The sequence below is a fragment of the Vibrio fluminensis genome (assembly GCF_015278125.1).
In the GTDB taxonomy this organism is placed as follows: domain Bacteria; phylum Pseudomonadota; class Gammaproteobacteria; order Enterobacterales; family Vibrionaceae; genus Vibrio; species Vibrio fluminensis.
The window spans coordinates 47,725-72,898 of record NZ_JADILO010000011.1; the positions used below are offsets into that span (position 1 = coordinate 47,725).

25 protein-coding genes are annotated in these 25,174 nt (G+C 45.9%); 8 read left to right on the plus strand and 17 right to left on the minus strand.

The genetic code is table 11. The features are described from left to right. Positions 1-34 precede the first annotated feature (34 nt). The gene (locus IRQ95_RS09945) at positions 35-1,429 is read right to left on the minus strand and encodes a sucrose-specific PTS transporter subunit IIBC (protein WP_194436781.1); all 1,395 of its coding nucleotides are present in this window, start codon (positions 1,427-1,429) and stop codon (positions 35-37) included. A 272-nt stretch (positions 1,430-1,701) separates the two neighbouring features. Here IRQ95_RS09945 and rpiB point away from each other — a divergent pair, with 272 nt between their 5' ends. Both rpiB and rpe (IRQ95_RS09955) read left to right on the plus strand, forming a co-directional pair. Next, a complete protein-coding gene (gene rpiB, locus IRQ95_RS09950; protein WP_194436782.1) occupies positions 1,702-2,142 on the plus strand; it encodes a ribose 5-phosphate isomerase B in 441 nt (146 codons plus the stop codon). A 2-nt stretch (positions 2,143-2,144) separates the two neighbouring features. Next, positions 2,145-2,816 (plus strand): ribulose-phosphate 3-epimerase, encoded by a 672-nt coding sequence (gene rpe / locus IRQ95_RS09955; protein WP_194436783.1) that lies wholly within the window; start codon positions 2,145-2,147, stop codon positions 2,814-2,816. A gap of 102 nt (positions 2,817-2,918) precedes the next feature. On the opposite strand, the gene slyD is transcribed toward rpe (IRQ95_RS09955), so the two are convergent. The 4 genes from slyD to kefG all read right to left on the minus strand — a co-directional run bounded on the left by slyD (position 2,919) and on the right by kefG (position 6,215). Next, positions 2,919-3,494, minus strand: coding sequence for a peptidylprolyl isomerase (slyD, locus tag IRQ95_RS09960; protein ID WP_194436784.1), 576 nt, complete (start codon positions 3,492-3,494; stop codon positions 2,919-2,921). Positions 3,495-3,581: 87 nt separating this feature from the next. Continuing rightward, the gene (locus IRQ95_RS09965; RefSeq protein ID WP_194436785.1) at positions 3,582-3,776 is read right to left on the minus strand and encodes a YheV family putative zinc ribbon protein; all 195 of its coding nucleotides are present in this window, start codon (positions 3,774-3,776) and stop codon (positions 3,582-3,584) included. A gap of 32 nt (positions 3,777-3,808) precedes the next feature. Then, positions 3,809-5,605, minus strand: coding sequence for a glutathione-regulated potassium-efflux system protein KefB (kefB, locus tag IRQ95_RS09970; RefSeq protein WP_194436786.1), 1,797 nt, complete (start codon positions 5,603-5,605; stop codon positions 3,809-3,811). Further along, a complete protein-coding gene (gene kefG, locus IRQ95_RS09975) occupies positions 5,595-6,215 on the minus strand; it encodes a glutathione-regulated potassium-efflux system ancillary protein KefG (protein ID WP_194436787.1) in 621 nt (206 codons plus the stop codon). Before kefG ends, kefB begins: the two co-directional genes overlap by 11 nt. A 134-nt stretch (positions 6,216-6,349) precedes the next feature. Here kefG and IRQ95_RS09980 point away from each other — a divergent pair, with 134 nt between their 5' ends. The 5 genes from IRQ95_RS09980 (at position 6,350) to IRQ95_RS10000 (ending at position 11,049) form a co-directional block, all read left to right on the plus strand. Next, a complete protein-coding gene (locus tag IRQ95_RS09980; protein WP_194436788.1) occupies positions 6,350-8,272 on the plus strand; it encodes an ABC transporter ATP-binding protein in 1,923 nt (640 codons plus the stop codon). Beyond that, positions 8,269-8,757, plus strand: coding sequence for a TIGR02444 family protein (locus IRQ95_RS09985; RefSeq protein ID WP_194436789.1), 489 nt, complete (start codon positions 8,269-8,271; stop codon positions 8,755-8,757). The genes IRQ95_RS09980 and IRQ95_RS09985 overlap by 4 nt, the downstream gene beginning before the upstream one ends. Beyond that, on the plus strand, positions 8,754-9,728 hold the full coding sequence (locus IRQ95_RS09990) for a hydrolase (RefSeq protein ID WP_194436790.1): 975 nt from the start codon (positions 8,754-8,756) through the stop codon (positions 9,726-9,728). Before IRQ95_RS09985 ends, IRQ95_RS09990 begins: the two co-directional genes overlap by 4 nt. A gap of 54 nt (positions 9,729-9,782) precedes the next feature. Then, positions 9,783-9,995, plus strand: a complete 213-nt coding sequence (locus tag IRQ95_RS09995; RefSeq protein WP_194436791.1) for a YheU family protein — start codon at positions 9,783-9,785, stop codon at positions 9,993-9,995. A gap of 184 nt (positions 9,996-10,179) precedes the next feature. Then, on the plus strand, positions 10,180-11,049 hold the full coding sequence (locus tag IRQ95_RS10000; protein WP_194436792.1) for a phosphoribulokinase: 870 nt from the start codon (positions 10,180-10,182) through the stop codon (positions 11,047-11,049). Positions 11,050-11,100: 51 nt separating this feature from the next. Here IRQ95_RS10000 and IRQ95_RS22295 read toward each other — a convergent pair whose 3' ends face one another. Continuing rightward, positions 11,101-11,235, minus strand: coding sequence for a hypothetical protein (locus IRQ95_RS22295; RefSeq protein ID WP_267254537.1), 135 nt, complete (start codon positions 11,233-11,235; stop codon positions 11,101-11,103). A 210-nt stretch (positions 11,236-11,445) separates the two neighbouring features. Between IRQ95_RS22295 and crp the strand changes: the two genes are divergently transcribed. After that, positions 11,446-12,078: a cAMP-activated global transcriptional regulator CRP gene (crp, locus tag IRQ95_RS10005; protein WP_005597159.1), complete on the plus strand. Its 633-nt coding sequence runs from the start codon at positions 11,446-11,448 to the stop codon at positions 12,076-12,078. A 425-nt stretch (positions 12,079-12,503) separates the two neighbouring features. Here the strand turns inward: crp and IRQ95_RS10010 are convergent, their stop codons facing one another. The 11 genes from IRQ95_RS10010 to aroB all read right to left on the minus strand — a co-directional run bounded on the left by IRQ95_RS10010 (position 12,504) and on the right by aroB (position 25,151). Further along, on the minus strand, positions 12,504-13,295 hold the full coding sequence (locus IRQ95_RS10010) for a DUF1338 domain-containing protein (RefSeq protein ID WP_194436793.1): 792 nt from the start codon (positions 13,293-13,295) through the stop codon (positions 12,504-12,506). Positions 13,296-13,407: 112 nt separating this feature from the next. Continuing rightward, a complete protein-coding gene (gene astD, locus IRQ95_RS10015; RefSeq protein WP_194436794.1) occupies positions 13,408-14,865 on the minus strand; it encodes a succinylglutamate-semialdehyde dehydrogenase in 1,458 nt (485 codons plus the stop codon). A gap of 25 nt (positions 14,866-14,890) precedes the next feature. Continuing rightward, a complete protein-coding gene (gene astA, locus IRQ95_RS10020) occupies positions 14,891-15,910 on the minus strand; it encodes an arginine N-succinyltransferase (protein WP_194436795.1) in 1,020 nt (339 codons plus the stop codon). 301 nt (positions 15,911-16,211) lie between these two features. Then, the gene (locus tag IRQ95_RS10025; protein ID WP_194436796.1) at positions 16,212-17,426 is read right to left on the minus strand and encodes an aspartate aminotransferase family protein; all 1,215 of its coding nucleotides are present in this window, start codon (positions 17,424-17,426) and stop codon (positions 16,212-16,214) included. A 686-nt stretch (positions 17,427-18,112) separates the two neighbouring features. Further along, positions 18,113-18,691 carry an aminodeoxychorismate/anthranilate synthase component II gene (locus IRQ95_RS10030; protein ID WP_194436797.1) on the minus strand — a complete coding sequence of 193 codons (579 nt, stop codon included), beginning with the start codon at positions 18,689-18,691 and terminating at the stop codon, positions 18,113-18,115. Positions 18,692-18,831: 140 nt separating this feature from the next. Next, on the minus strand, positions 18,832-19,848 hold the full coding sequence (trpS, locus tag IRQ95_RS10035; protein WP_123780078.1) for a tryptophan--tRNA ligase: 1,017 nt from the start codon (positions 19,846-19,848) through the stop codon (positions 18,832-18,834). Positions 19,849-20,084: 236 nt separating this feature from the next. Further along, the gene (locus IRQ95_RS10040) at positions 20,085-20,765 is read right to left on the minus strand and encodes a phosphoglycolate phosphatase (protein WP_194436798.1); all 681 of its coding nucleotides are present in this window, start codon (positions 20,763-20,765) and stop codon (positions 20,085-20,087) included. A gap of 41 nt (positions 20,766-20,806) precedes the next feature. Continuing rightward, positions 20,807-21,478, minus strand: a complete 672-nt coding sequence (gene rpe, locus IRQ95_RS10045; protein ID WP_194436799.1) for a ribulose-phosphate 3-epimerase — start codon at positions 21,476-21,478, stop codon at positions 20,807-20,809. Positions 21,479-21,578: 100 nt separating this feature from the next. Continuing rightward, positions 21,579-22,403, minus strand: coding sequence for a Dam family site-specific DNA-(adenine-N6)-methyltransferase (locus IRQ95_RS10050; RefSeq protein ID WP_194436800.1), 825 nt, complete (start codon positions 22,401-22,403; stop codon positions 21,579-21,581). Positions 22,404-22,536: 133 nt separating this feature from the next. Beyond that, entirely contained in the window at positions 22,537-24,006 is a 1,470-nt protein-coding gene (locus IRQ95_RS10055) for an SPOR domain-containing protein (protein WP_194436801.1), read from the minus strand. A 56-nt stretch (positions 24,007-24,062) separates the two neighbouring features. Continuing rightward, positions 24,063-25,151 (minus strand): 3-dehydroquinate synthase, encoded by a 1,089-nt coding sequence (gene aroB / locus IRQ95_RS10060; RefSeq protein ID WP_194436802.1) that lies wholly within the window; start codon positions 25,149-25,151, stop codon positions 24,063-24,065. Between the last annotated feature and the right edge of the window lie 23 nt (positions 25,152-25,174).

A 25,174-nucleotide genomic window follows, 5' to 3' on the forward strand; every position in this document is an offset into this window, starting at 1 on the left:
CAAGCCCCCTGCTTTGAGGGGGCAAGTTTGAGGATTATTTTTCTTCCAGCATCTTATCTGAGAAGCCCATGGTGTAAGTAAGAGCAAACGCAACGCTACAACTTACCGCATGTACTAAGAAGTAAGACATCAACTGACCATCGAGGTACAGCAAGGTACCAGGAATAACCGTAACCGCCATGCCGCTTGCTGCGAGACCTAAGATTTGTGCAGTAAAACCACCCAGTGCACCACCCACTAATGCGAACACAAACGGACGGTAGTAACGTAAGTTCACACCAAAGATAGCTGGCTCAATAATGCCGAGAAAAGCTGAAACTGTTGATGGGAAACATAATGCTTTGAGCTTCTTGCTGTTCGTTTTCATCCCAACAGCAAGACACGCCGCACCTTGAGCTGAAATCGCACCAGTGATCAGGGCATTAAATACGTTGCTGCCTTCATTCGCTAGTAATTGAATCTCAAGCAAGTTAAATACATGGTGAACACCAGTAATAACAATCAGATCCCATACAAAGCCAATAACTAGACCACTCAAGCCAAATGGTAAATCTAGTAGGTATTTGGTTGCATCAACCATCGCAACTTCAACCACATGGAATAATGGACCGACTGCCAGTAGTGAAACCGCACTCATTACAAGTAGAGTTAAAAATGGAGTCATCACCAAATCAAATGCTTCAGGCATGAAAGCACGAATGCGACGTTCGAGTTTGGCACTTAGGAAGCCAGCAATAAACGCAGGGATGACTGAACCTTGGTAACCGACAACAGGGATAAAGCCAAAAAATAGTAGTGGTTGCGCATCACCAAAACCTACAGCCCATGCATTTGGTAGGGCTGGCGAAACCAACATCAATCCCAATACCAAACCAATCAGTGGCGTACCACCAAATACTCGGCTTGCTGACCATGCCACCATTGCAGGTAAAAAGATAAACGCCGTATCGGTAAGAATTTGAGTATAAAGGATAAAGTTTGGCGAAATAGATTCTGGTGTCAGACCAAACAGAGCCAACACCTCAGGTCGAGTCACTAAACCACGTAAACCCATAAAGAGACCGGTGGCAACCAGTGCTGGAATAAGTGGGACGAACACGTCACTGAACGTACGAATTGCACGTTGTAAAGCAGTTCCTTGCTTCGCTGAAACCTCTTTCATCTCTGCCTTACTCGACATCGAAAGATCTAAGTTTTCAAACGCTTCAAATACACGGTTTACCGTACCTGTACCAAAAATAATTTGGTACTGACCACTGTTAAAGAATGCTCCTTTAACCTTCTCCGTATCTTCAATACGCTTCTTATCAATTTTTTCTTCGTCAGCCACCATGACACGTAAGCGTGTAGCACAGTGTGCAACTGACACAATATTCTCTTTTCCGCCGAGTGAGCCAACCAACTCTTCAGCAATCATTGTGTAAGACATATCAGAACCTGTAGCACGTTATTTTTGGGTGGGTTATCTGTTATTTAAGCTATCAATAATTATCCAGCCCAACGTTGCACCAGATCACAATTACAAACCTTTCGTGAATTTTTTATTTTGGTGAACTTTTTTGTGAATTTTTAAATCATTTAAATACAACAACTTAAAATAAATACACTCATAAGCTGTACTCACCTATGTTTACAAACGTAAAATTTATCGTAAACTTTAAATCAATTCCTTCAGGTTACATTGATTAGAGAAACTCAGTTATGAAAATTGCAATTGGTTGCGATCACGTTGGTATCGAACACAAAGATCTAGTTATCAAACACTTACAAGAAAAGGGAATCGAAGTAGAAGATTTCGGTACTCATTCTTCTGAGCGTACAGACTACCCACAATATGGCTTAGCGGTAGCGCAAGCTGTACAAAATCAGCATGCTGACTTAGGTCTTCTGATTTGTGGTACTGGTGTTGGTATTTCACTAGCCGCCAATAAAGTAAAAGGCATTCGAGCAGTCGTCTGTAGCGACCCTTACACCGCGCAACTTTCTAAGCAACATAACAACACCAACATTCTTGCTTTTGGTTCACGCGTAGTCGGCATTGAACTGGCGAAGATGATCATCGATAGCTGGTTGGGTGCAGAATTTGAAGGTGGTCGTCACCAAAACCGTGTCGAGCAAATTGCTGCGATTGAGGAGGCGTAGATATGTCTAAGTTTTGTCCATCAATGATGTGTGTGGACTTTTCTAAACTCGCATCAGAGCTCAAAGAGCTAGAAAAAGCCCATGTTGATATGTTGCATATCGATGTTATGGATGGTCACTTTGTACCAAACTTTGCATTGGGTCCTGAAGATATCAAAGCTATTCGTGAGCTCACTGATATCGACTACGATGTACATCTAATGCTATCTAACCCAGATCAGTTTATTGATCTATTTGCCGCTCTAGGTCCAAAGCTCATGTACATTCATGCAGAAGCGCCCCCACACCTACACCGCACGTTGGGAAACATTCAGGCAAAAGGCATCAAATCGGGTTTAGCAATCAACCCTGGAACACCGCTTAGTGCGATCGAAGATGTTTTAGATGTTACCGATGTGATTCTGGTGATGTCCGTGAACCCTGGCTTTGCTGGACAAGCATTTATCCCAAATGCATATAACCGCATTGATCGTATTATTGAAATGATTGAACGTCAGGGAACAAAAACTAAAATCGCCATCGATGGCGCGATCAGCCCAGAAGTGATTGAACGTCTCGGCGAGAAAGTGGAATACTTTATTTTGGGTACTGCCGGTCTATTCGGTAAAGAGAAGAGTTACCAAGAAACTATGCAGGATTTGCGTAATTTAGCCAACGATGCCGTTGCCGCCTGATCACGAAGTCTCTAATCTGTATACTAAAAGTAACACCCTGAAAGTAAAAAGCGCAGCCAATCGGCTGCGCTTTTATCTATTCTGCTTTAAGCAAAATTGCGATTAGTGAGAACCACAACCGCCGCCACCGCAGCACTCGTGATCGTCGCCTTTATCTTCGCCACCACAGCAGCCGCCTTCGTGGTCATGGTCGTGACCGCCACAGCAACCACCACCTTGGTGGATGTGACCGTGTTCGATCTCTTCTGCTGTTGCTTCACGTACTGCGACAACTTCAACTTCAAAAGTTAGAGTTTGACCAGCTAGCATGTGGTTACCATCAACAACAACGTCGTCGCCATCAACTTCAGTCACTTCTACAGGGATTGGACCTTGGTCAGTGTCTGCTAGGAAACGCATACCCACTTCGATTTGGTCAACACCGTGGAATACATTTGCAGGAACACGTTGAACTAGGTCATCGCTGTGCTCGCCGTATGCTTCTTCTGGAGCTACAGTTACTTCGAATTTGTCGCCAGCTTGTTTACCTTCTAGAGCCTTTTCTAGACCAGTAATTAGGTTGTTGTTACCGTGTAGGTAATCTAGTGGAGCATCAGTAGTTGATTGGTCAACAACTGCGCCATCTTCTAGTTTTACTTGGTACGCTAGGCTTACGACTACGTTCTTTTCAATTTTCATAATTGCTCCAAGGCATTATTGAGACCCAGATTGCTGGGATTTAAAACATTACCCTGCGTATTATGGGGATGAATTTGAGAAACACAATTATTCCGGTCTAAAAATCCCGATCATATTTTCATCAGCATGCGTCGTTTGCTCAACCGACTGGGGTTTACGTTGATCTTGATAGTCGCAATCAACGCACTCTACCAACTCAATATTATTCTCAATCCACCAGCGTAAACTATCTTGTTGCTGACATTTAGGACAACTCGCTCCTGCAATAAATCTTTTCTTCATTTCATACTCTTTTTACGGCTTATTGGCTTTGCTTAATCCCAGAAGTTTTTGGTCTGCTGATCATTCTCCATCTCACGACCAAAAATCTCTTCTAGTTCTTTACGGGCTTCTTTGGCTCTTTGGGCCAATTGTTTATCTTCACTGTGTTGAGGAAGTAGTTCTTTCAGCATCGCATTATCTAACTTTCTAAAGTGAGATTCTGCGCGCTGGGCTTGATAAGGATGCATTCCCAGTTCGATAAGTGCGAGCTTGCCGAGATCTAAAGCGCCAAGAAATGTCTCGCGTGAATACTTATCTACACCATGACTGAGCAATTGATACGCCTCGACTCGGCTACGTGCACGAGCAAGAATCTTCAATTGAGGGAAATGTTGTGTGCATAAATCAACAATCTGCATGATCTCATCAGGTGAATCGGTACAAAGAATAATCGCTTCAGCTTTGCTTGCGCCCGCCGCCCTCAGTAAATCTAGCTGAGTCGCATCACCATAAAACACTTTATAGCCATACTTCCTTAACAGCTTTATTTGGCTGGCATCACTTTCTAAAATCGTCAGTTTGATTTTATTGGCATAAAGCAAGCGTCCGACTATCTGACCAAAACGGCCGAAGCCAGCAATAATCACTCGAGGCTGGTTGTCCACCACATCCGTAGTAAGCTGCGTGTCATCATCTTGATTAAGACTCAAGGCATACCATTTTTCTTGGCCCATTAGCAGTAACGGCGTGGTAACCATCGACAAACTCACTACCACCAGCAAAAATGCGGTTTGTTCTGCGCTAAGTAAACTTTGGCTTTGCGCCGCAGTAAAAATAACAAAGGCAAATTCGCCCCCTTGGCTGAGAATCGCCGCAATACGACTACGCGATTTCGCTCGACTACCTGCCGCACGAGCTAAAGCATAAAGCAGTAACGCCTTAACCGTGATCAAGGCTAAAACGCCAAACAGAATCTTCCACGGATGCAGCGCTAACAGACCTAGGTTAACCGCCATACCGACGGCAATGAAAAATAGCCCAAGCAACAGTCCTTTAAACGGCTCGATGGCGATTTCCAATTCATGACGATATTCACTCTCGGCAAGCAACACCCCCGCCAGAAATGCACCCAGTGCCATTGATAGCCCAAGCTGCTTCATGATCAGCGCAATACCAATCACCAACAGCAGCGCCGCGACAGTAAACAGTTCACGCACACCACTGGCGACCACATAACGAAACAGTGGTCGCAATAAGAAGTGCCCACCAACCAATAAGCCAATAACACCACCAAGCATCCACAAACCATCTTGCCAATTACCGCTGGTGTTGCCCGCGAGGAGTGGCAGCATCGCCAACATTGGGATCACCGCGATATCTTGGAACAGCAAAACCGCAAAGCCCGATTGTCCGGTTTCGCTTCCTGCTAATCCTTGTTCTTCAATCACGCGTAACGCAATGGCAGTTGATGAAAGTGCCAAGCCCATACCAATGGTTAAACTCACTTGCCAAGATAGACCCATTGCATTGGCGACACTGGCGATAAAGGCGGTAGTCAAAGCAACTTGAGCTCCGCCAAGCCCTAAAATTGGACCACGCATTTGCCATAATTTTTTCGGATTCAGTTCAAGACCAATCAAAAATAGCAGCAATACCACGCCAAATTCAGCAAAATGGAGGATTGCATCCACATCGCGAATCAATCCTAACCCCCATGGACCTATCGCAACCCCGGCAAGTAAGTAACCCAATACCGAGCCAAGACCAAGACGCTGCGCCAATGGCACTGCCACCACTGCGGCTGTGAGGAAAATAGCACTGCTTTGCAAAAAGTCACTTTCAAGAGCCATTACCACCTCCCTGCTGAGTAGAATGTAAAGTAACGACCTCGCCACTGACTACATTCACATCCGCCAGCGGGTTTAACAACCACTGGTAATATTGGTCGGCATGTAACTCGCGCTCATTGTCAGACACATTACGCGCCCAATAGAGCACTAAAGGCTCAATCCAATTCATGCGACATAAGGCTGCCGTCAGTTCAAACGGCTGCAAGATCTGTTCAAGGGGATATTTGTTGTAACCATGCTCACCAAACGCCTCTTGCTTACCCCCAGTGGTAATAACGCTACGCCAATATTTACCGCGCAGCGCACTGCCTTCACCATAAGCGAACCCTTTCTTACCCAACACTCGGTCGAGCCACTCTTTGAGTAGTGAGGGACAAGAATAAAGATACATTGGGTGATGGAAAACTATTACATCATGCTCAAGCAGTGCTTGATGCTCTGCATTTACATCAATAAAAAAATCTGGGTAGAGCGCGTATAGATCGCGCACAGTGACATTATCTAGTGAGGCGATCTTATTGATCATCACTTGGTTAGCGACGGACGTTTGTGGCTCAGGATGAGCATACAAAATGAGAACTTTGACTTGAGCAGCAACTGATAAATCCATTCCGTGTACAGCATTCCTTTTATTTTCGTTATCATTTTGTTATACGCGGTTGAACGAGATAACGCAATGATCGACTTTTTCGACCAATCCTCCTACTATGCGTGCGGAAACGATTAAAGAAAAAACAAAACTCTATGATTACCTTCTCTGATATTCAATTGCTACGCGGTGGTAAGCCCCTGCTAGACAACGCATCTGCAACCATTCATCCAGGCGATAAAGTTGGCTTGGTCGGTAAAAACGGTTGTGGTAAGTCGACTCTCTTTGCTCTGATCAAAGACGAACTTTCCATCGATGCTGGTAATTTTAGCAAACCAGCGCACTGGGAGTTAGCTTGGGTAGCGCAGGAGACCCCAGCGCTTGACCGAACCGCTCTTGAGTATGTAATTGATGGTGATCGAGAATACCGTTCTCTTGAACAACAATTGACGCAAGCTGAACAAGCGGATAACGGCACACTCGTCGCTGAATTGCATGGAAAAATAGAAACCATCGGTGGCTACAGTATTCGTGCTCGTGCGGCAGAACTCTTGGATGGTCTGGGCTTTACTCAGCCACAAATGAGTTGGAACCTAACTCAGTTCTCCGGTGGTTGGCGTATGCGTCTTAACCTTGCGCAAGCACTACTATGCCGCTCTGACCTGCTATTGCTCGACGAACCAACCAACCACTTGGACTTGGATGCGGTAATGTGGTTAGAACGCTGGCTACAAAACTACCCTGGCACACTAGTACTGATCTCACACGACCGTGATTTCCTTGACCCAATCGTCGGTCGCATTATTCATGTTGAAAACCAAAAGCTGAATGAGTACACCGGTAACTACTCATCGTTTGAAGATCAACGTGCTCAGAAACTGATCTTGCAACAAGCCATGTATGCCAAACAGCAAAAGCATATGGCACACATGCAAAGCTATATTGACCGTTTCCGCTATAAAGCTTCGAAAGCTCGCCAAGCACAAAGCCGCATCAAAGCCCTTGAGCGAATGGAAAAAGTGCTGCCAGCACAGTTTGATAATCCATTTAGTTTTGAATTCCGTGAACCAGAAGCCTTGCCAAACCCAATCATTATGATGGATGAAGCGTCAGCAGGTTACGGTGATAACCTTATTCTCGAGAAAATCCGCCTTAACCTCGTACCGGGTAGCCGCATTGGTCTGCTGGGTCGTAACGGTGCGGGTAAATCGACACTGATCAAATTGCTCTCTGGCGAGCATAAGCCACAAAGCGGTGAACTGACTTACTCTCAAGGGGTAAAAATCGGTTACTTTGCCCAGCATCAGTTAGAAACGCTGCACCCAGAAGAAACGCCTTTGCAGCACATGATGCAGATTGCGCCAAAACACACCGAACAACAACTGCGTGATTACCTTGGTAGCTTTGGATTTCAAGGCGATAAAGCGCTGGAGAAAGTGGCGCCTTTCTCTGGTGGTGAAAAAGCACGTTTGGTGCTGGCATTAATTGTGTGGCAAAAGCCAAACTTACTACTACTCGACGAACCAACCAACCACTTGGATTTGGATATGCGTCAGGCGCTAACCATGGCACTGCAAACCTTCGAAGGTGCAATGGTGATTGTCTCGCACGACCGTTACCTACTGCGTGCAACAACCGATGACCTTTATCTAGTCCATGATCGCCAAGTGGCGCCATTTGATGGCGATTTAAACGACTACTACAAGTGGCTAACAGAGCAACAAAAAGCGGATCGCCGTGAAGCGCAAGCGGAACAACCAGAGAAAAATACCGCTAACAGTGCCGCAGCGAAAAAAGATCAAAAACGCCGCGAAGCAGAGTTCCGTAAACTAACGGCACCGATTCGCAAAAATCTGACAAAGCTTGAAGATAAGATGGATAAGTTAGGTGAACAACTTGCCAATGCAGAGCAACAATTAGCGGACAACTCACTGTATGAGGCCGAAAACAAGGCTAAACTTAATCAAGTTCTCACGATACAAGCTTCCAGCAAAGCTGAGTTAGAAGACGTAGAAATGGAATGGATGGCTCTCCAAGAAGAGCTAGAGCAGATGGAACAGGAGTTCAGTGATCAATGAGTAATAAGCGCGTATACCTTTCACTTACCCTAGAACGCCTTTGGCAGTTTAGCTTGCAATACTACAGTGTGCGAGAAGTGAAGGAAGCGTGCTTAACTCTGCAAAACCATCACCATGGTAACGTTAACCTCCTGCTGCTTCTCAAATGGCTGGATGAACAAGGCGCGACTATCGCGCTTAGAGATTGGGCTCAAGTTGAACAATGCTTGAGCCGCTCTGAAACCCTTCTCAGTAGCTTTAGAGAGCTACGCCGAAAACTCAAACTTACTGTTCCCGATAGCTTATATCGAGAAACCTTGCAATTTGAACTGCAACTAGAAAAACAACAACAGTCAGATTTAGTCGATTGTATTAATGGGCTTACTCTGCACAACGCCGAAGATGAACCATTGACTCTGCGTTATTGTCGTCAGTTAGATGGAGAGCACCTTTACTCCATTTTCTCTCAACCCTTTGCACCGGATAACCCAACTGACACGCTATGACAAACTTTACCGCTGCCGCGGGCATGGCCAATGCCCATATGCAAACTCTAGCGCCACGTTTTATTCGTAAAAAAGCGCTGTTCGAACCCATTTGGCAAACTCTCGACACCCCTGACGGTGACTTCATCGATCTTGCCTGGAGTGAAGATCCGCAAGCCGATGCAGCACAAAACAAGCCGCTATTTATTCTGTTTCATGGTTTGGAGGGTTGCTTCTATAGCCCTTATGCCAATGGATTAATGTCGGCGTTTGCTAAGCAGGGTTGGTTATCCGTGATGATGCACTTTCGCGGGTGTAGCGGTAAACCCAATCGCTTACCGCGCGCCTACCATTCAGGTGAAGTGGAAGATGCGCGTTTCTTTTTGCAGCAGCTCCAACAGCAATTCCCTCAGCAAACCAAGGTTGCGGTAGGCATATCTCTTGGCGGCAATATGCTGGCTAACTATTTAGCCGAATACGCTGAGGAGCCATTGTTAGATGCGGCTTCGATTGTATCAGCACCACTGGATCTCTCAGCCTGCTCCAGTCGTATAGAGCAAGGTTTCTCTAAGCTCTACAAAGCCTACTTACTCAAATCTCTCAAGCGCAATGCGCTGCGCAAACACCATCTACTCAAAGGAGAGCTTGGGCTCACCTACCAAACCATTAAGCGCGTGACTAAGTTATACGACTTTGACGATCTCATCACCGCGCCACTGCATGGCTTTAAAGACGCTGAAGATTATTATCAGCGCTGCTCTGGTATCCATCGCTTACAACAGATCAAACTGCCTACGCAGATCATTCATGCTAAAGATGATCCCTTTATGACTGACGCGGTGATCCCCCACTTTGTACTGCCTGACAATATCGACTATCGACTGCTCGATAACGGCGGCCATGTTGGCTTTGTCACTGGCTCACTACTCAAACCAAGATTCTGGCTAGAAGAGATGTTACCCGCTTACTATCAGCCACTAAAAAACGCATAATATGAGAGCCAGAAAAGCTGGCGCTCATTTCAATCATAAAAGTAAGAGGTATTTATGATTATCCCTTGGCAAGATATTGCTGCTGACACCCTAGACAATTTAATTAGAGAATTTGTACTGCGTGAAGGAACCGACTACGGCACTGTCGAGATTTCATTGCAAGATAAAGTCGACCAAGTTAAAGCTCAGCTTGCGACGGGTGAGGCAGTCATCGTCTACTCCGAGCTCCATGAAACTGTGGATATTCAACTTAAACAGAAATTCTGAACACGCTCCTAGGGCTACCAGACAAATAGCGAAATAAAGCAACATTGTGGATTGCTCTAGGATTATTTTTTAGCGTAAAAGTTAAAGCATGTTATATTGCTGTTATATACCCAAGTGACTCAACAACTTGTTGAGCTCGCTTAAGAACAATTAACAGGAACGTTAGTTTTAGACAGGGTTTGTCATGTCAGCAAAGCATCCAATCATTGCCGTCACTGGTTCTTCTGGTGCGGGTACTACCACGACCTCCGAAGCCTTTCGCAAGATGTTCAATATGATGGACATCAAACCAGCCTGGGTAGAGGGAGATAGCTTCCATCGCTTTACGCGTCCTGAAATGGATGTGGAGATCCGCAAAGCCCGCGAACAAGGTCGCCATATCAGCTACTTTGGTCCGCAAGCGAACGACTTCCCGGCCCTAGCTGAGTTTTTCCGTCAATACGGTGAAGATGGCAGCGGTAAAGTCCGTCGCTACTTACACACTTTCGATGAAGCGGTACCTTACAACCAAATGCCCGGTACTTTTACACCATGGCAAGAACTCCCCGAAGACAGTGATGTACTTTTCTACGAAGGTTTACACGGTGGCGTTGTTGATGGCGGTGTTAATGTGTCGCAGCATGTCGACTTTCTTATTGGTATGGTGCCGATCGTCAACCTTGAATGGATTCAGAAATTTGTCCGTGATACGCGAGACCGTGGACATTCTCGTGAAGCGGTAATGGACTCGATAGTCCGTTCTATGGATGACTATCTAAACTACATCACCCCTCAATTCTCTCGCACGCATATTAACTTTCAACGCGTGCCTACGGTGGACACATCAAACCCATTAGATGCGAAGGGGATTCCAAGCTTAGATGAAAGCTTTGTGGTAATTCGCTTGCGCGGCTTTAAAAATGTTGACTATCCCTACCTATTAGCAATGATAGATGGGTCATTCATGTCGCGTCATAACACGCTTGTTGTCCCTGGTGGCAAAATGAGTTTCGCGATGGAATTGATTGTCAGACCGATTCTTCAGCAGTTAATAGAAACGGGAAAAATTGGCTAGTTCTGTTACCCAAGCAACCTAGAAATACGAGTTTCATTGAGCACATCACCCTCACACGACTTTGAGATGGCTCGCAACTAAGCGCTCTAGCTCTCCTTGTCTTTCCTTTGAATCAGGAAAGTGACGACGCTCTGAAGTACGCATTTTGAAGTGACTTAGGTGGCGATAAACACGATTACTTTTCATACCGTGATCATGTGCACGTTTTCACTTATAAAATAACACTGAGTACCCGATTAAAATCAAGAAATCCTTCGGGAAAAAGGATACTATTTGAAACCGAAACACAAGATAGCTTGCAGCACCAGTAAAGTGCTCTTATCCTAGTTATCCCCATTTTGGGCTTAGCAACAACATGGAAAGCGCAAGCGTACCCTGCAGAGGAAGTGAGATATTATGGTTCTAGGTAAACCTCAAACCGATCCAACATTAGAGTGGTTCCTTTCACACTGTCATATTCATAAGTACCCATCAAAAAGCACGCTAATTCATGCGGGCGAGAAAGCAGAAACTTTGTACTACATCGTTAAAGGTTCTGTAGCGGTTCTTATCAAGGACGAAGAAGGTAAGGAAATGATCCTTTCTTACCTAAACCAAGGTGATTTCATCGGCGAACTTGGTCTATTTGAAGAAGATCAAGAGCGCACAGCTTGGGTTCGTGCCAAGTCTCCTTGTGAAGTAGCTGAAATTTCATTTAAGAAATTCCGTCAACTTATTCAAGTAAACCCAGACATTCTTATGCGTCTGTCTTCGCAAATGGCACGTCGCCTACAAGTGACTAGCCAAAAAGTGGGTGACCTAGCATTCCTAGATGTAACTGGTCGTATCGCGCAAACGCTACTAAACCTAGCGAAACAACCTGATGCTATGACTCACCCAGACGGCATGCAAATCAAGATCACACGTCAAGAAATCGGTCAAATCGTTGGCTGTTCTCGTGAAACCGTTGGTCGTATCTTGAAGATGCTAGAAGAGCAGAACCTAATCTCTGCTCACGGTAAAACTATCGTTGTGTACGGCACTCGCTAATTCACATTAAGTGAACGAGTAAGATTGCAAAAGCCACCCTCGGGTGGCTTTTTTCTTGAGCGGAATCGAGAATTTGGAACGCTTCGCTCCGAGATCGGACCTAGTCCTTCGAGATAAAACAACTTAAACCCCGTTCCATACACGAAACACTCCAATATCTGTCAGCGACAACATTCCGTGTGCGAAGCATTCCCGCATCCGTAAGCGACTGCGTTCCGTGCGCGAAGCATTCCCGCATCCGTAAGCGACAGCGTTCCGTGCGCAAAGCATTCCCACCTCCGTGAGAGGCAACATTCCGTGCGCGAAGCATTCCCACCTCCGTGAGCGGCAGCGTTCCGTGCACGAAGCATTCCCGCCTCCGTGAGCGGCAGTGTTCCGTGCTCGAAGCATTCCCGTCTCCGTAAGCGACAGCGTTCCGTTATCGGTTACCCGTTGGTACTCTCAAATATCTTATCGGCTGATGCGGCAACAAACCCAGGATAAAGCTCACCGTTTTCCATTGGGTAGCGCTTAGCAAACTCGTAGAAACCTCCGGGGATAAGCACTACCCCATCATCAAATTCCACTTGAACTTTGTCTGCCATAGTAGACGACTGCTCTAACAATACATCTGGGGAACCTTTTACCTCACCACCCGATTGATTAATCACAAAACCACAAGCTTTAAGGTAGTCATTCACCTGTTGCACTTGGTCAAACTGATTGAGCTGATTAACACTCACGGTAAAGTGGTTAGCGCCATAACCGTGCGCGGCTAACCACGCGGCGTACTCACTCTCTTGTGCGAGGCGTTGATAATCTTGATGCGTCAATTGCCAAGGGCGACCGGCGTACAAAAACTCACTACCTTGCATATCCTCCGCGGATACTTGAGCAACCAACTGTTTGACTATCATTTGTAGCTGCGTAGAGCACTCTTCAACTTTAAGTTGGCTGATAAACACTTTAGGTTGAGTTGGGTCAGGGTGTTGATAGTGCTTGGCGACCAGTTTTTTGGCTTCAAACAGATAATCGCCAGCCTCTTGGTAGCCTAACGCCAAGAAAGGTTTAGCTAACACCTCTAACTCAACTGGCGCTAAGTTGAAGGTACGCAGGGCTATGTGGTCATTGATTAGTGGTTCATCTTCTTGCAGCAGCTTATGCACATTACCCGCGGAAGGGCAAAGGCGCGAGGTATAATCTTCCCATAGCGACTGGAACAATGTATCTGGCGTCATAGCGCCTCCTTGTTTCGGTGTAGGGTGTCGTTATTGTTATTTGAGTGGTCAATCAAGTGTAGTGTAAGACTAAGTCACTAGAGCATTAACCTATGTGACTTAGTCTAAGTTTTTACAATGTGATGCCAGGGCTCAGGCTATCGGGCAGCTGGGGTTGCTCGCCTTCCATTGAAGCCATTGGGTAAGCGCAGTAATCAGCTGCGTAATAAGCACTTGGACGCAAGTTGCCCGACGCCCCCGGCCCACCAAATGGCGCATCGCCACTGGCTCCGGTTAACTGACGATTGCGGTTAACAATACCCGCTCGGATATGCTCAACGAAATACTCCCACTCAGCGTCATCGGTGGAGACTAACCCTGCTGACAAACCAAAGCGGGTATCATTGGCGAACTCTACCGCTTGCTCGATGCCTTGATAGCGGATCACTTGCAGTAAAGGGCCAAAATACTCTTCATCCGGCAACGCTTCGACAGCCGTTACATCAATGATGCCCGGTGAAACAAATGCGCATGAACCTAACTTTGCTTCAATGAGACTTTCACCACCGAGTGATTGCAGGTTTTGCTGCGCATCGAGAATTATTTTCGCCGCCGCTTGAGAGATCTGAGGTCCCATAAAAGGCGCGGGGTCGGCAAAAGGTTGATCAACACGAATATTGCGCGTGGCCTCGACTAGTCTCACCAGCAGTTGATCACCTTTATCGCCGCTTGGTACATACAGTCGGCGCGCACAGGTACAACGCTGACCAGCACTGACAAATGCAGATTGGATAATGGTATAAACGGTCGCATCGAGATCTCCGTACTGCTCTGAAATCACCATCGGGTTGTTACCGCCCATCTCCAGCGCCAGCATTTTATCTGGCTGACCTGCAAACTGGCGATGCAGTAAGTGCCCAGTATTAGCGCTGCCGGTAAACAACAGCCCATCAATCCCTTTTGATTCAGCGAGCGCGATCCCGGTCTCTTTACCGCCTTGAACTAAGTTAATCACACCATCAGGCAAACCCGCTTTCTGCCAAAGTTTCATCGCTAGTTCACCCGTCCACGGAGTTTGCTCCGACGGCTTAAACACAACGGTATTACCGGCTAACAGCGCAGGGACAATATGCCCATTGGGTAAATGTGCAGGAAAATTATAAGGACCAAAAACAGCCATAACGCCTAACGGTCGGTGACGCAGGACGATTTGATTACCTGCTGCCTCACGTTGCGACTCACCCGTGCGCTGATGATAAGCACGAATTGAAATGGCAATTTTACCCGCCATTGCCGCCGCTTCCGTACGCGTTTCCCACAGCGGCTTCCCGGTCTCTTTGGCAATCACCTCAGCAACTTGCTCGCTATTGGCTTTCACCAATTCCGCAAAGCGCAACACGACCGCTTCACGCTGCTCAAAGCTCAGCTTTTTCCAGCTTAAAAATGCCCGTCTTGCGGATGAAACCGCCTCATCCACTTGAGCCGCCGTTGCGCTGCGGCTTTGCCATACTACTTCACCACTGTATGGTGTGATTGACTCTATCGTTTCACCTTCACCTTCTAGCCACTTACCTGCTATCCACTGTGTCATATCATCATTCCTTAACTGTTTGACGTTATTGCGCAAGCATGCGCACGTAATCCCCGTGTTCGACCTGCAAAGCCGCTGCAACATCCGGTGCGATAATGACCGACTCAGTGGCATGGTCGTGAGCCGCTTTAGCCGCGACGGCTCTAAAGTTTTCAAACAAGGTGTTACTGATCAAATAGTCGTTATCGCTACTGTGCTCACTGATAGCAACTTTGGCACGGAAAGAGTGACGCACCGATTCGATATTACGCAAATCGCACTCGACGGTCGGGCCACCATCAAAAATATCGACGTAATTACGACAGGTGAAACCCTCTTTTTCCAATAGACTCAATGCTGGCTTGGTATTGTCATGCACCCGCCCAATGACCGCTTGCGCTGCTGGACTAAGCAAATTGATGTAGATAGGTAACTTCGGCATTAGGTCGGCAATAAATCCTTTCTTACCAATCCCGGTTAAGTAATCTGCCATGGTAAAGTCGATACTGAAAAAATTCTCTTGCAGCCATTGCCAAAATGGAGAGTTGCCCTCTTCATCAGAGACACCACGCATCTCAGCAAAAACGGTTTTTGAGAAACGATGAGGATGCTCCGCCATCATCAAAAAGCGGCACTTCGACATCAAACGTCCATTGAGACCACCACGGAACTTCTCACGCAAAAACAAGGTACAAATTTCACTGCATCCAGTGTAGTTATTGCCAAAGGTCAGCAGCTTCACCACATTATTCACCCCCAACTTGGGCGATGAATGAACGATGGTACTGATGTGGTAAGAATAAAACGGCACATCCCAACCAATCGATGCTTCAATCCCAGTACAGCCAGCCACTTCATCACTGTCACTATCAAAACCGACCATGAGATAACCTTCATCACCAGGTTCGGTAACTTGAGGTTTAGCGAAGCTATATTCTGAGTGGGTGATACGGTTAGTCAGTAATTCTTGATTAACCGGTAGAGAAGTAAATCCGTGACCAGATTCCACTGCACAGGTGTGCAACGCATCATAGTCTGACATAGAGATAGGACGAACAACCAGCATCGATACTCCCTCCAGATACTGATATCAACACCGCAATCTCAAGCAGGTTCAAGGCAAGCGAGTTGCCATAACCACTTAAGAACCGCTGCGGGGTTGATATAGCGAAAACAGAGCTCTGTTTTCGCTGAATGTTGTAATTATACCAATCAGCATAAGTCTTTGATCATCCTTGCTGATTAAAATCGCTGATAACGTTGTTGCAGATTTTGTAATTAGAATAACTAGTTAGCGGCAATCTGCGTCTAGTTCTAAGCGATTTTTCTTGCGCAATTTTCTGACCACTTACTTATCCTGATTGGTATTAGTTAGTCAGGCTTGCGAGAGCCTTATCCAGTTTTTCTAAACCTTGTTCGATATCTTGCTTACTGATCACTAAAGATGGCGTGAAGCGCACCACATTGGCTCCCGCCACAAGGACCATAAGCCCTTGTTCTCCTGCCGCAACCAACACATCGCGAGCGCGACCTTGCCATTTTTCATTGAGTGCCGCACCAAGCAGTAAACCTTTACCACGGATTTCGCTGAAGATCTGATACTTAGCATTGATTTTCTCTAGCCCTGCGCGGAATAGTGCTTCACGCTCTTTGACACCTGCTAAAGTTTGGGGCTCACTCACCACATCAATCACCGCTTCTGCAACCGCACAAGCAAGCGGGTTACCGCCATAAGTCGAGCCATGAGTGCCCACTTTTAAATGCTCAGCCAGTTCATTGGTCGTCAGCATTGCGCCAATTGGGAAACCCCCACCGAGAGACTTCGCGGTACTTAAAATATCTGGCGTAATACCCAGACCTTGGTAAGCATAAAACTCACCAGTACGTCCGTTACCGGTTTGAACTTCATCAAAGATCAGTAGCGCGTTGTGCTTATCACATAGTTCACGCACGGTTTGAATAAATTCATCGGTGGGTGCAATAATGCCGCCTTCACCCTGCAATGGCTCCATCATGATCGCGCAAGTGCGGTCAGAGATATGCGCGCGCAAAGCATCAACATCATTATATTCAAGGTGAGTAACGTCACCGGGCTTTGGACCAAAACCGTCTGAATAGGCTTCTTGACCACCGACCGTCACAGTAAAAAATGTCCGCCCGTGGAAGCCTTGTTTAAAGGCGATAATTTCTGATTTTTCCGCGCCATAAACATCCGCCGCATAACGACGAGCCAGTTTGAGCGCCGCTTCATTGGCTTCTGCGCCAGAATTAGCAAAAAAGACCTTATCGGCAAAACAGAGATCGGTCAGTTTTTTCGCCAAACGCAGCGCGGGCTCATTGGTCATGACATTACTTAAATGCCAGATTTTTTGGCTCTGATCATTAAGTGCCGCAACCATTGCTGGGTGACAATGACCCAAACAGCTCACGGCAATACCACCAGCAAAGTCGATGTATTCTTTACCGTTTTGATCCCATACTCGTGAACCTTCACCTTTTACTGGGATCATTTCCATTGGGCTGTAACAAGGTACCATCACCTCATCAAACAGCGCTCTTTGTACATTCATTTCTACCGTCATCGCACATTCCCTCTCGATACCGCATGCCAATGCAGGTTCTGTATCCTTACACTCGACCTTATCCAAGTCATCGCAAACTGCTCGGTTTAAAGTCTCTTGACTATAAGTATAGAAACAATTTTTTGTGTTATGCATTCCCTAACACGGCATTTTATTTACATTTAATTAACCAATTCAATAGTGATTTATGCTGTTTAAATGCAGAAAGATCACTTCATAAAAACAAGCCATGACTATTTATGCATCATTAAACGACTTTTATGAAGCAATTAATAGTTAAGATTGCCATAAGCTAAGGTTTAGAGTGCAGAGAGTTGAGATTGAAGAAGCGAGAATAGAGATGGTAGATGTGAGAATTGAGATAGTAGAACCGAGAGTTGAGATGGTAGATGCGAGAAGAGTAGAAAATTGAGAGATGAGAAATTAGATGGAATGGTTCCGGAATAAGAGTCGAGATAACCGGTTTGTTGCGCGCTAGAGAACGAATAGTTTTGCAAAACGCCCTACCTCAACAACCTGTAAAGCAAATGTTAAAACAGTGAGCTTCATCGACATTTGAGGGTGAGAATCGCGACTTTGGCATAGTCGAAAGCTATAAAGCGGATCTCACCAATCACCGAGACAAGTGCAGCGCATTAGGCGAACAACGCCCACTAACACCGCAATGAATTCAATAAGGGCAAGGGTTAGCGTGTGAGGAAGTTAGCCAGCAGTTGATGACCTTGTTCTGTTTTAATCGACTCAGGGTGGAACTGCACCGCATCGATTGGCAACGTTTTATGCTGGTAACCCATAATCTCATCCATTGAACCATCTTCAAGTTCCGTCCAAGCTGTCAGTTCAAAGCAATCTGGTAAAGTATCGCTTTTTACCACCAATGAGTGGTAACGCGTTACGGTCAAAGGATTGTTCAACCCTTTAAACACGCTCTCACCAGTGTGACGAATTGGCGATGTTTTGCCATGCATCACTTGCCGTGCTCGTACGACTTCGCCGCCAAATACCTGTGCGATCGCTTGATGACCAAGACAAACACCTAAAATTGGCAACTTACCCGCAAAGTGCTCAATCGCTTGTAACGAAATGCCAGCTTCATTGGGTGTACAAGGTCCAGGAGAGATCACCAAGTGGGTTGGCTCCAGCGCTTCAATACCCAAAATATCAATCTGATCATTGCGTACCACTTGCACCTCAACCCCCAACTCACAAAAGTATTGGTATAGGTTGTAGGTAAACGAATCGTAATTATCAATAATCAGTAACATGACGGATAAACAGCTCAATAATCAATCTTGGTTAGGGCGTGTATTGTGCAATAGTGAACCATAAAGGTCAGCAAAAATTTTCTCGAGTACAAATAAAAAAGGTCAGCATTTCGCTGACCTTCGATTCGTTATGCTATCGCTTATGGGCGAGTAACAAAACCCACAGCTTTGTACACTTCTTGCAGTGTAATGGCTGCGCGAGCAGATGCTTTCTCTGCACCTTGCTTCATCACTTGATCCATGTACGCGCGGTCAGCACGAATGCGGTGGTATTCCGCTTGAATCGGCTCAAGCATCGCAACTAGTGCCTCGCCAACGTCTTTCTTAAATGGACCGTACATCTCTACGCCTTGGTATTTCGCTTCAATTTCTGCAAAGCTCATACCTGTCGCTGCTGAGTACAGACCCATTAGGTTAGAGATACCCGCCTTATTTTCCCAGTCGTTAGCGATACGTGGTGGAGTCTCGGTATCTGTCTGTGCTTTGTTGATCTTCTTGATGATCGACTTAGGCTCTTCTAGCAGAGTGATAACGTTCTTACGGTTATCGTCTGATTTAGACATCTTCTTCGTTGCATCTTGCAGGCTCATAACACGCGCATTCACGGTTGGAATGTACGGCTCAGGAATGGTGAAGATTGGATTCTCTGGCGAGTAGATGTTGTTGAAGCGAGTTGCGATATCACGTGCTAGCTCAAGGTGCTGCTTCTGATCGCTGCCGACTGGTACTTGGTGCGCGCCGTACAGCAGAATATCCGCGGCCATTAGCACTGGGTAACCAAATAGACCCACGTTCACGTCATTCGCGTAACGTGCAGACTTATCTTTAAACTGAGTCATGCGGCTCAGTTCACCCATTTGGGTGTAGCAGTTAAGAAGCCAACCAAGTTGAGCATGCTCTGGTACATGTGACTGAACAAATAGTGTGCTCTTCTGTGGGTCAACACCAACAGCAAGACAGATAGCTAATGCGTCTAGAGTTGCTTCATGCAGCGCTTTAGGATCTTGACGAACCGTAATCGCATGAAGGTCAACTACGCAGTATTGGCAATCGTAATCGTCTTGCATTTGCTGCCATTGACGTAGAGCACCCAAGTAGTTACCGATACTTAGTTCACCTGATGGTTGAACACCACTCAATACAATGGGTTTGCTCATGGATGGATTCCTTTGACTTCTTAATCTAATAAATTGGGGGCATACCGCTAAACAAACTCCTCAATTTTCTGGATGTGATAGCAAGGCGACAAGCAAACGCACCGCTATACGCATAGTAAACTATGTGATCAAGCTAAGTGCGCGCTGACAGCACAGCTACAGCTATCAGAAAGCCGAGGAGCGCGGTTTAATCAGTGTACTCATAGATGAGTATTTTGAAAGAGATTTTCGTCTACTTACGCAGAAACAGCGATCACTTCGAGTAATTGCGCAATATTATCCGCGACGAAATCAGGACCACTGGCGGAAATAGGTTCACCATGGTTATAGCCATAGGTCAGAGCAAACGACGCACAACCAGCATTCTTTGCCGCTAAGATATCGTTCTTTGAATCACCGACCATCAGCATTTCATTCGGAGTACAACCATGCTTTTCCATCAACCAATTCAGTGCAACGGGATTCGGTTTACGCTCAGGAAATGCATCACCACCGAGCACATCGCTAAAGAAGTCTGCGATGTCGTGTTGCGCCAGCACATCTGGCACAAACTTAGATGGCTTGTTAGTGACCAATGCCAAAATAAAGCCCGCTTGCTTTAACTCTGCCAAGGTCTCTTTTACTTGTGGGTAAAGGTGCGTCAGTTTATGACCACTCTTTTCGTAGTAATCATCAAACAATTCACGTCCCTTCGCTCGTAGCTCCGGGCTCAGCTCAGGGTTAATATCAATACTTTGGCTCAGTGCACGAGCAATCAAAATATCAGCACCATTACCGACATAATCACGCACCTGCTCTTCGCTCACGCCCGCATAACCTAATTCACGTACCGCTTGATCAGCAGCCACGGCAAGATCAGGCACGCTGTCTAATAGCGTACCGTCAAGATCGAAGGCGATCAGTTTTAATTGGTTCAAAACTTTATCCTACTACTCTAGTTAGATTGACTCTGTGAGGCTTATTTAGCTTGCGCTAGTTCGGCACGCATTTCATCGATAACTTGCTTGTAGTCTGGTTGGCTAAAGATCGCCGAACCTGCCACAAACATATCTGCGCCCGCTTCTGCGATTTCGCGAATGTTATCCACTTTTACGCCGCCGTCGATTTCAAGACGAATGTCGCGACCAGACTCGTCAATCATCTTACGTACTGCACGCAATTTATCGAGTGTATTAGGGATAAATGACTGACCACCGAAGCCTGGGTTCACTGACATCAGTAGGATCATGTCTACTTTGTCCATAATGTATTCAAGGTGAATTAGCGGTGTAGCTGGGTTTAACACGACACCTGCTTTACAGCCGTGTTCCTTGATTAATTGTAGCGTGCGATCAACATGTTCAGATGCTTCAATGTGGAAAGTGATCATTGATGCACCGGCTTTGGCAAAGTCAGGGATGATACGATCAACCGGTTTTACCATTAGATGAACATCAATCGGTGCTGTAATGCCGTAATCACGTAATGCTTTACACACTGGAGCACCAAAAGTCAGGTTTGGCACATAGTGGTTGTCCATAACGTCAAAGTGCACAACATCCGCACCGGCTGCGAGAACTTTCTCTACGTCTTCACCTAGACGAGCAAAATCCGCAGACAGAATCGAAGGAGCGATAAGGAAATCTTTCATACCTGACCTCAAAAAGTAAATTGGCTTCATTGCGTAAATTTGGCGCAATTCTACCTAAGCGGTCAGGCAGATGATAGTGGTAGGTTAAGAAATGTGTACCCTAGTCGTTATTTGGCTTAAACAGTGCCAACAACTCATCGACTTTATTGCGCCCAGCGCCATTGCGGCTAATGGTTCGTTTCACCTTAACCACATTCAGTTCTGCGCCATGGTACAAACGACGCGTTAGTGTGGTGTCGTGATTTGAGATTAATACCGGAATACCACGCTGTTTAGCCGCTGTTTCTGCGATATCAGCCAGTGCAGCTTGATCATCAAGCGAGAAGCCATTACCTGCGTATGAGGTAAAGTTAGCGGTATTTGAAAGCGGCGCATAAGGTGGATCACAATAGACTACGCTGCCTTTACGGGCACGTTTAAACGTCTCTGGGTAACCTTCACAAACAAACGTTGCTTTCTTCGCTTTCTCGGCAAAAAACTCTAACTCTTTCTCAGGGAAATAAGGTTTTTTATAAGAGCCAAACGGGACATTGAAGCCGCCTTTTTTGTTGTAACGGCATAGACCATTAAAACCAAAACGGTTCATGTAAAGGAACGCCAACGAACGATACATCACATTGTCGGTTTTATTAAACTCAGCGCGAATATCAAGATAGACTTCTTTGCGGTTGTTCTCTGCCACAAACCAGCGCTTCGCTTCAGTAATGTACTCTTCTGGATTCTCTTTAAGTAAATTATAAAGATTGATCAAATCTGGGTTGATATCTGCCAGTAGATATTGTTCATAGTCGGTATTGAGAAACACAGAACCAGCACCTACGAACGGTTCTACCAACTTGCGCGCTTCAGGCAGATGACGCTGAATATCTTCAACTAGTCCGTATTTTCCGCCAGCCCATTTCAGGAAGGCACGCTGCTTTTTCATCGACTACTCTATCTATCAACCACAAATTAGGGCTGCGGAATGTAACATATTTAGCGCCATACCCAAAGCAATTGGCAGAGTGATTTAGGCTGAGCGAGCAGAAAGTCACTGCTTTCGCTCAAGCTTTATCTAGTTAGTTGCTTCGGGCGATTTCACGCTGAACTTGATTTAGCGATTTTGCCCAAGGTCCCAGCCGTTGAATTGGCTCTGGTAGACCCCCCACTGCATCACGCGCGACCTGAATCGTCGGATAATTCTGATAGGTAATAATAAACCACTCAACCCCATCTCTCAGGGTTGGATAGACCATAACTTTATTATTTAAATCATAACGATCAAGAAAGTTTTGCACTTCGGCCAAGCTATTCACCGCCGCCAGTTGCAAAGTATAACTGCGCGGAGAAAAGTCATTGAGTTCATCTTTGGCAAAAGAAAAGCCGATAACAGGTTTGGCTGGTGAAGCTGAATCCGCTTCAACTGGTTGACGAGTATCATCAACAAATTGTTCAATTTCCGTAATGTCTGCCTGCTGCGCTTCATTTTCTAACAGTGCATCAACGACTTCTGAAGTGATCACTACACGTTGTGAGTCATCATCAATCACACCAACGCTTTCGGGTTTTTCCACCACTTCAGGTGGTAAGGCCGTGGAATCATCTTCAGCACCAATAAATGAAGGGTCAAGCGCCCCCGATTGCTGCTCAGCAGATTCACTGTTAATGCTAGTTTCTGCGGCACTGTTAGTTTGTGGCTGTTCGAGCGTAGGAATCACCGTTTGCTCTATTTCACCCGTGATTTGCTGCGCGGTTTCATCTGGTGTGGGTTGCCCCATCATCCACCAGTAGCCCCCACCAATCATAGTGAATAACAATAATACAACCAATGCGATATTGATTGGCGAACCGATAATTGAACGAATCACAATTTTCTTCTCCACCTTTTGATCCAGCAAAGCCATGATCTCTCCTGGTCGACGCGCAACAGTACGATAAGCATTTCGCACTCTTCTTTCCATGTCATCTTCGACATAGCGCATCACCAATTGTTCCAAAAATCGTTCCGCTTCTTGCGAGCTAAGTGATTCAATTTCCAGTTCAATCGGCTTGATATCTTGTCCATGGCTTAAACGCCTAAACAGAGCATCAAGACTCGCCACTCGGGTAAACAGCACGATGTTCATTCGCCAACGGTTGTAATGCTGTGCTTGCATCAACAGCAACCAGAGTTCAGATAACAGAGACTCATTAAGCAAATGGGCATCATCCACCACAATGACAATATCACACGCTTCATGTTCCATATTGCGTGTAAAGCTCTCTACCAAGCTATCTGCAGGGTTAAACAGTGGCTCAGACAATAACTGAGTAAGAATGGTCGTACGACGTTGCTCATCGGTTTGATTAGGGTGACACATCAATAACGCTTGGTTTTTATCTTGCGCCCATGTTTCTAAAAAACGCTGTGCAAGCCAAGTTTTACCGGCACCACTAGCACCAGATACGGTGACAAAATTAGAGGTAAACTGCGTCAACAGTTGCAGACGTTCCAACAACTCTATTTGACTATCTAATTCCAGCACTCTGGCTTGATGTGTCACACTCATTTTCTCAACCTAAGCTGTTTATTACTTTGCTTTTTTCAGCCACACAATGCTGGTGATTAAAGCTTACGACCAAAATCTATCGCTTGTTTAATGGTTTGTTCTGAAACGCCTTTAATCACTTGAGCAGAACCAATATCCGTTGGTAATACCAAGCGCAATTCTCCAGCGAGGACTTTCTTATCACGCATCATATGACGCATGAAATCTTCAAAACTCATGCTTTCTGGCGTATGGACTGGCAATTTTGCACGTTTTAATAGCGTAATAATACGCTCAAGTTGCTGTTGAGTGATATCACCCAGCAATTGTGCAGTTTTAGCGGCCATTACTGTACCCGATGACACCGCTTCGCCATGTAGCCAATTGCCATACCCCATCTCAGCTTCAATCGCATGACCAAAAGTGTGTCCAAGATTAAGTAACGCGCGAATCCCTGACTCTTTCTCATCTTGAGCGACTACTTCGGCTTTGATTTCACAGCAACGAGCAATTGCGTAGGTCAATGCTTTTTCATCAAGGGCATACAACGCATCCAAGTTTTGCTCTAACCAATCGAAGAACTCAGCATCATAAATAATGCCGTATTTGATCACCTCTGCCACGCCAGCAGCAAACTCACGCTCAGGTAGCGTAGATAGGCAATTAGTATCGATGATCACCGACTTGGGCTGGTAAAAAGCACCAATCATGTTTTTGCCCAGCGGATGGTTCACCGCCGTTTTACCGCCTACCGATGAGTCCACTTGTGATAATAAAGTGGTTGGGATCTGAATAAAATCAACACCACGCTGATAGCAAGAGGCTGCGAACCCCACCAAATCGCCAATCACACCACCACCTAAAGCAATGATCACCACATCACGGCTATGGTTGTGCTCAAGCATATAGCTCATCACAGTATTGAAGGTTTCTAGGGTTTTGTACTGCTCGCCATCAGGCAATTCAAGTAGCGATGCTTGGCAGCCATGCTGTGCCAGCATTGAGAGGATTCTATCGGCGTATAACGGCGCAACAGTGACATTACTAATCACTACTACCTTTTGCTTTGCCGTTAGAAGAGAAAGGTGGGCCGGATCATCAAATAATCCGGCACCAATTGATATTGGATAGCTACGTTCACCTAAGCTGACCGTAATCCGTTCCATGGGTATGCTCCAATTCGAGTTAA

Coding starts and splice junctions, on each gene's coding strand:
- IRQ95_RS09945 (WP_194436781.1), bottom strand. CDS start 1,429: ATGTCTTACACAATGATTGCTGAAGAGTTGGTTGGCTCACTCGGCGGA.
- rpiB (WP_194436782.1), top strand. CDS start 1,702: ATGAAAATTGCAATTGGTTGCGATCACGTTGGTATCGAACACAAAGAT.
- rpe (WP_194436783.1), top strand. CDS start 2,145: ATGTCTAAGTTTTGTCCATCAATGATGTGTGTGGACTTTTCTAAACTC.
- slyD (WP_194436784.1), bottom strand. CDS start 3,494: ATGAAAATTGAAAAGAACGTAGTCGTAAGCCTAGCGTACCAAGTAAAA.
- IRQ95_RS09965 (WP_194436785.1), bottom strand. CDS start 3,776: ATGAAGAAAAGATTTATTGCAGGAGCGAGTTGTCCTAAATGTCAGCAA.
- kefB (WP_194436786.1), bottom strand. CDS start 5,605: ATGGCTCTTGAAAGTGACTTTTTGCAAAGCAGTGCTATTTTCCTCACA.
- kefG (WP_194436787.1), bottom strand. CDS start 6,215: ATGGATTTATCAGTTGCTGCTCAAGTCAAAGTTCTCATTTTGTATGCT.
- IRQ95_RS09980 (WP_194436788.1), top strand. CDS start 6,350: ATGATTACCTTCTCTGATATTCAATTGCTACGCGGTGGTAAGCCCCTG.
- IRQ95_RS09985 (WP_194436789.1), top strand. CDS start 8,269: ATGAGTAATAAGCGCGTATACCTTTCACTTACCCTAGAACGCCTTTGG.
- IRQ95_RS09990 (WP_194436790.1), top strand. CDS start 8,754: ATGACAAACTTTACCGCTGCCGCGGGCATGGCCAATGCCCATATGCAA.
- IRQ95_RS09995 (WP_194436791.1), top strand. CDS start 9,783: ATGATTATCCCTTGGCAAGATATTGCTGCTGACACCCTAGACAATTTA.
- IRQ95_RS10000 (WP_194436792.1), top strand. CDS start 10,180: ATGTCAGCAAAGCATCCAATCATTGCCGTCACTGGTTCTTCTGGTGCG.
- IRQ95_RS22295 (WP_267254537.1), bottom strand. CDS start 11,235: ATGAAAAGTAATCGTGTTTATCGCCACCTAAGTCACTTCAAAATGCGT.
- crp (WP_005597159.1), top strand. CDS start 11,446: ATGGTTCTAGGTAAACCTCAAACCGATCCAACATTAGAGTGGTTCCTT.
- IRQ95_RS10010 (WP_194436793.1), bottom strand. CDS start 13,295: ATGACGCCAGATACATTGTTCCAGTCGCTATGGGAAGATTATACCTCG.
- astD (WP_194436794.1), bottom strand. CDS start 14,865: ATGACACAGTGGATAGCAGGTAAGTGGCTAGAAGGTGAAGGTGAAACG.
- astA (WP_194436795.1), bottom strand. CDS start 15,910: ATGCTGGTTGTTCGTCCTATCTCTATGTCAGACTATGATGCGTTGCAC.
- IRQ95_RS10025 (WP_194436796.1), bottom strand. CDS start 17,426: ATGACGGTAGAAATGAATGTACAAAGAGCGCTGTTTGATGAGGTGATG.
- IRQ95_RS10030 (WP_194436797.1), bottom strand. CDS start 18,691: ATGTTACTGATTATTGATAATTACGATTCGTTTACCTACAACCTATAC.
- trpS (WP_123780078.1), bottom strand. CDS start 19,848: ATGAGCAAACCCATTGTATTGAGTGGTGTTCAACCATCAGGTGAACTA.
- rpe (WP_194436799.1), bottom strand. CDS start 21,478: ATGAAAGATTTCCTTATCGCTCCTTCGATTCTGTCTGCGGATTTTGCT.
- IRQ95_RS10050 (WP_194436800.1), bottom strand. CDS start 22,403: ATGAAAAAGCAGCGTGCCTTCCTGAAATGGGCTGGCGGAAAATACGGA.
- IRQ95_RS10055 (WP_194436801.1), bottom strand. CDS start 24,006: ATGAGTGTGACACATCAAGCCAGAGTGCTGGAATTAGATAGTCAAATA.
- aroB (WP_194436802.1), bottom strand. CDS start 25,151: ATGGAACGGATTACGGTCAGCTTAGGTGAACGTAGCTATCCAATATCA.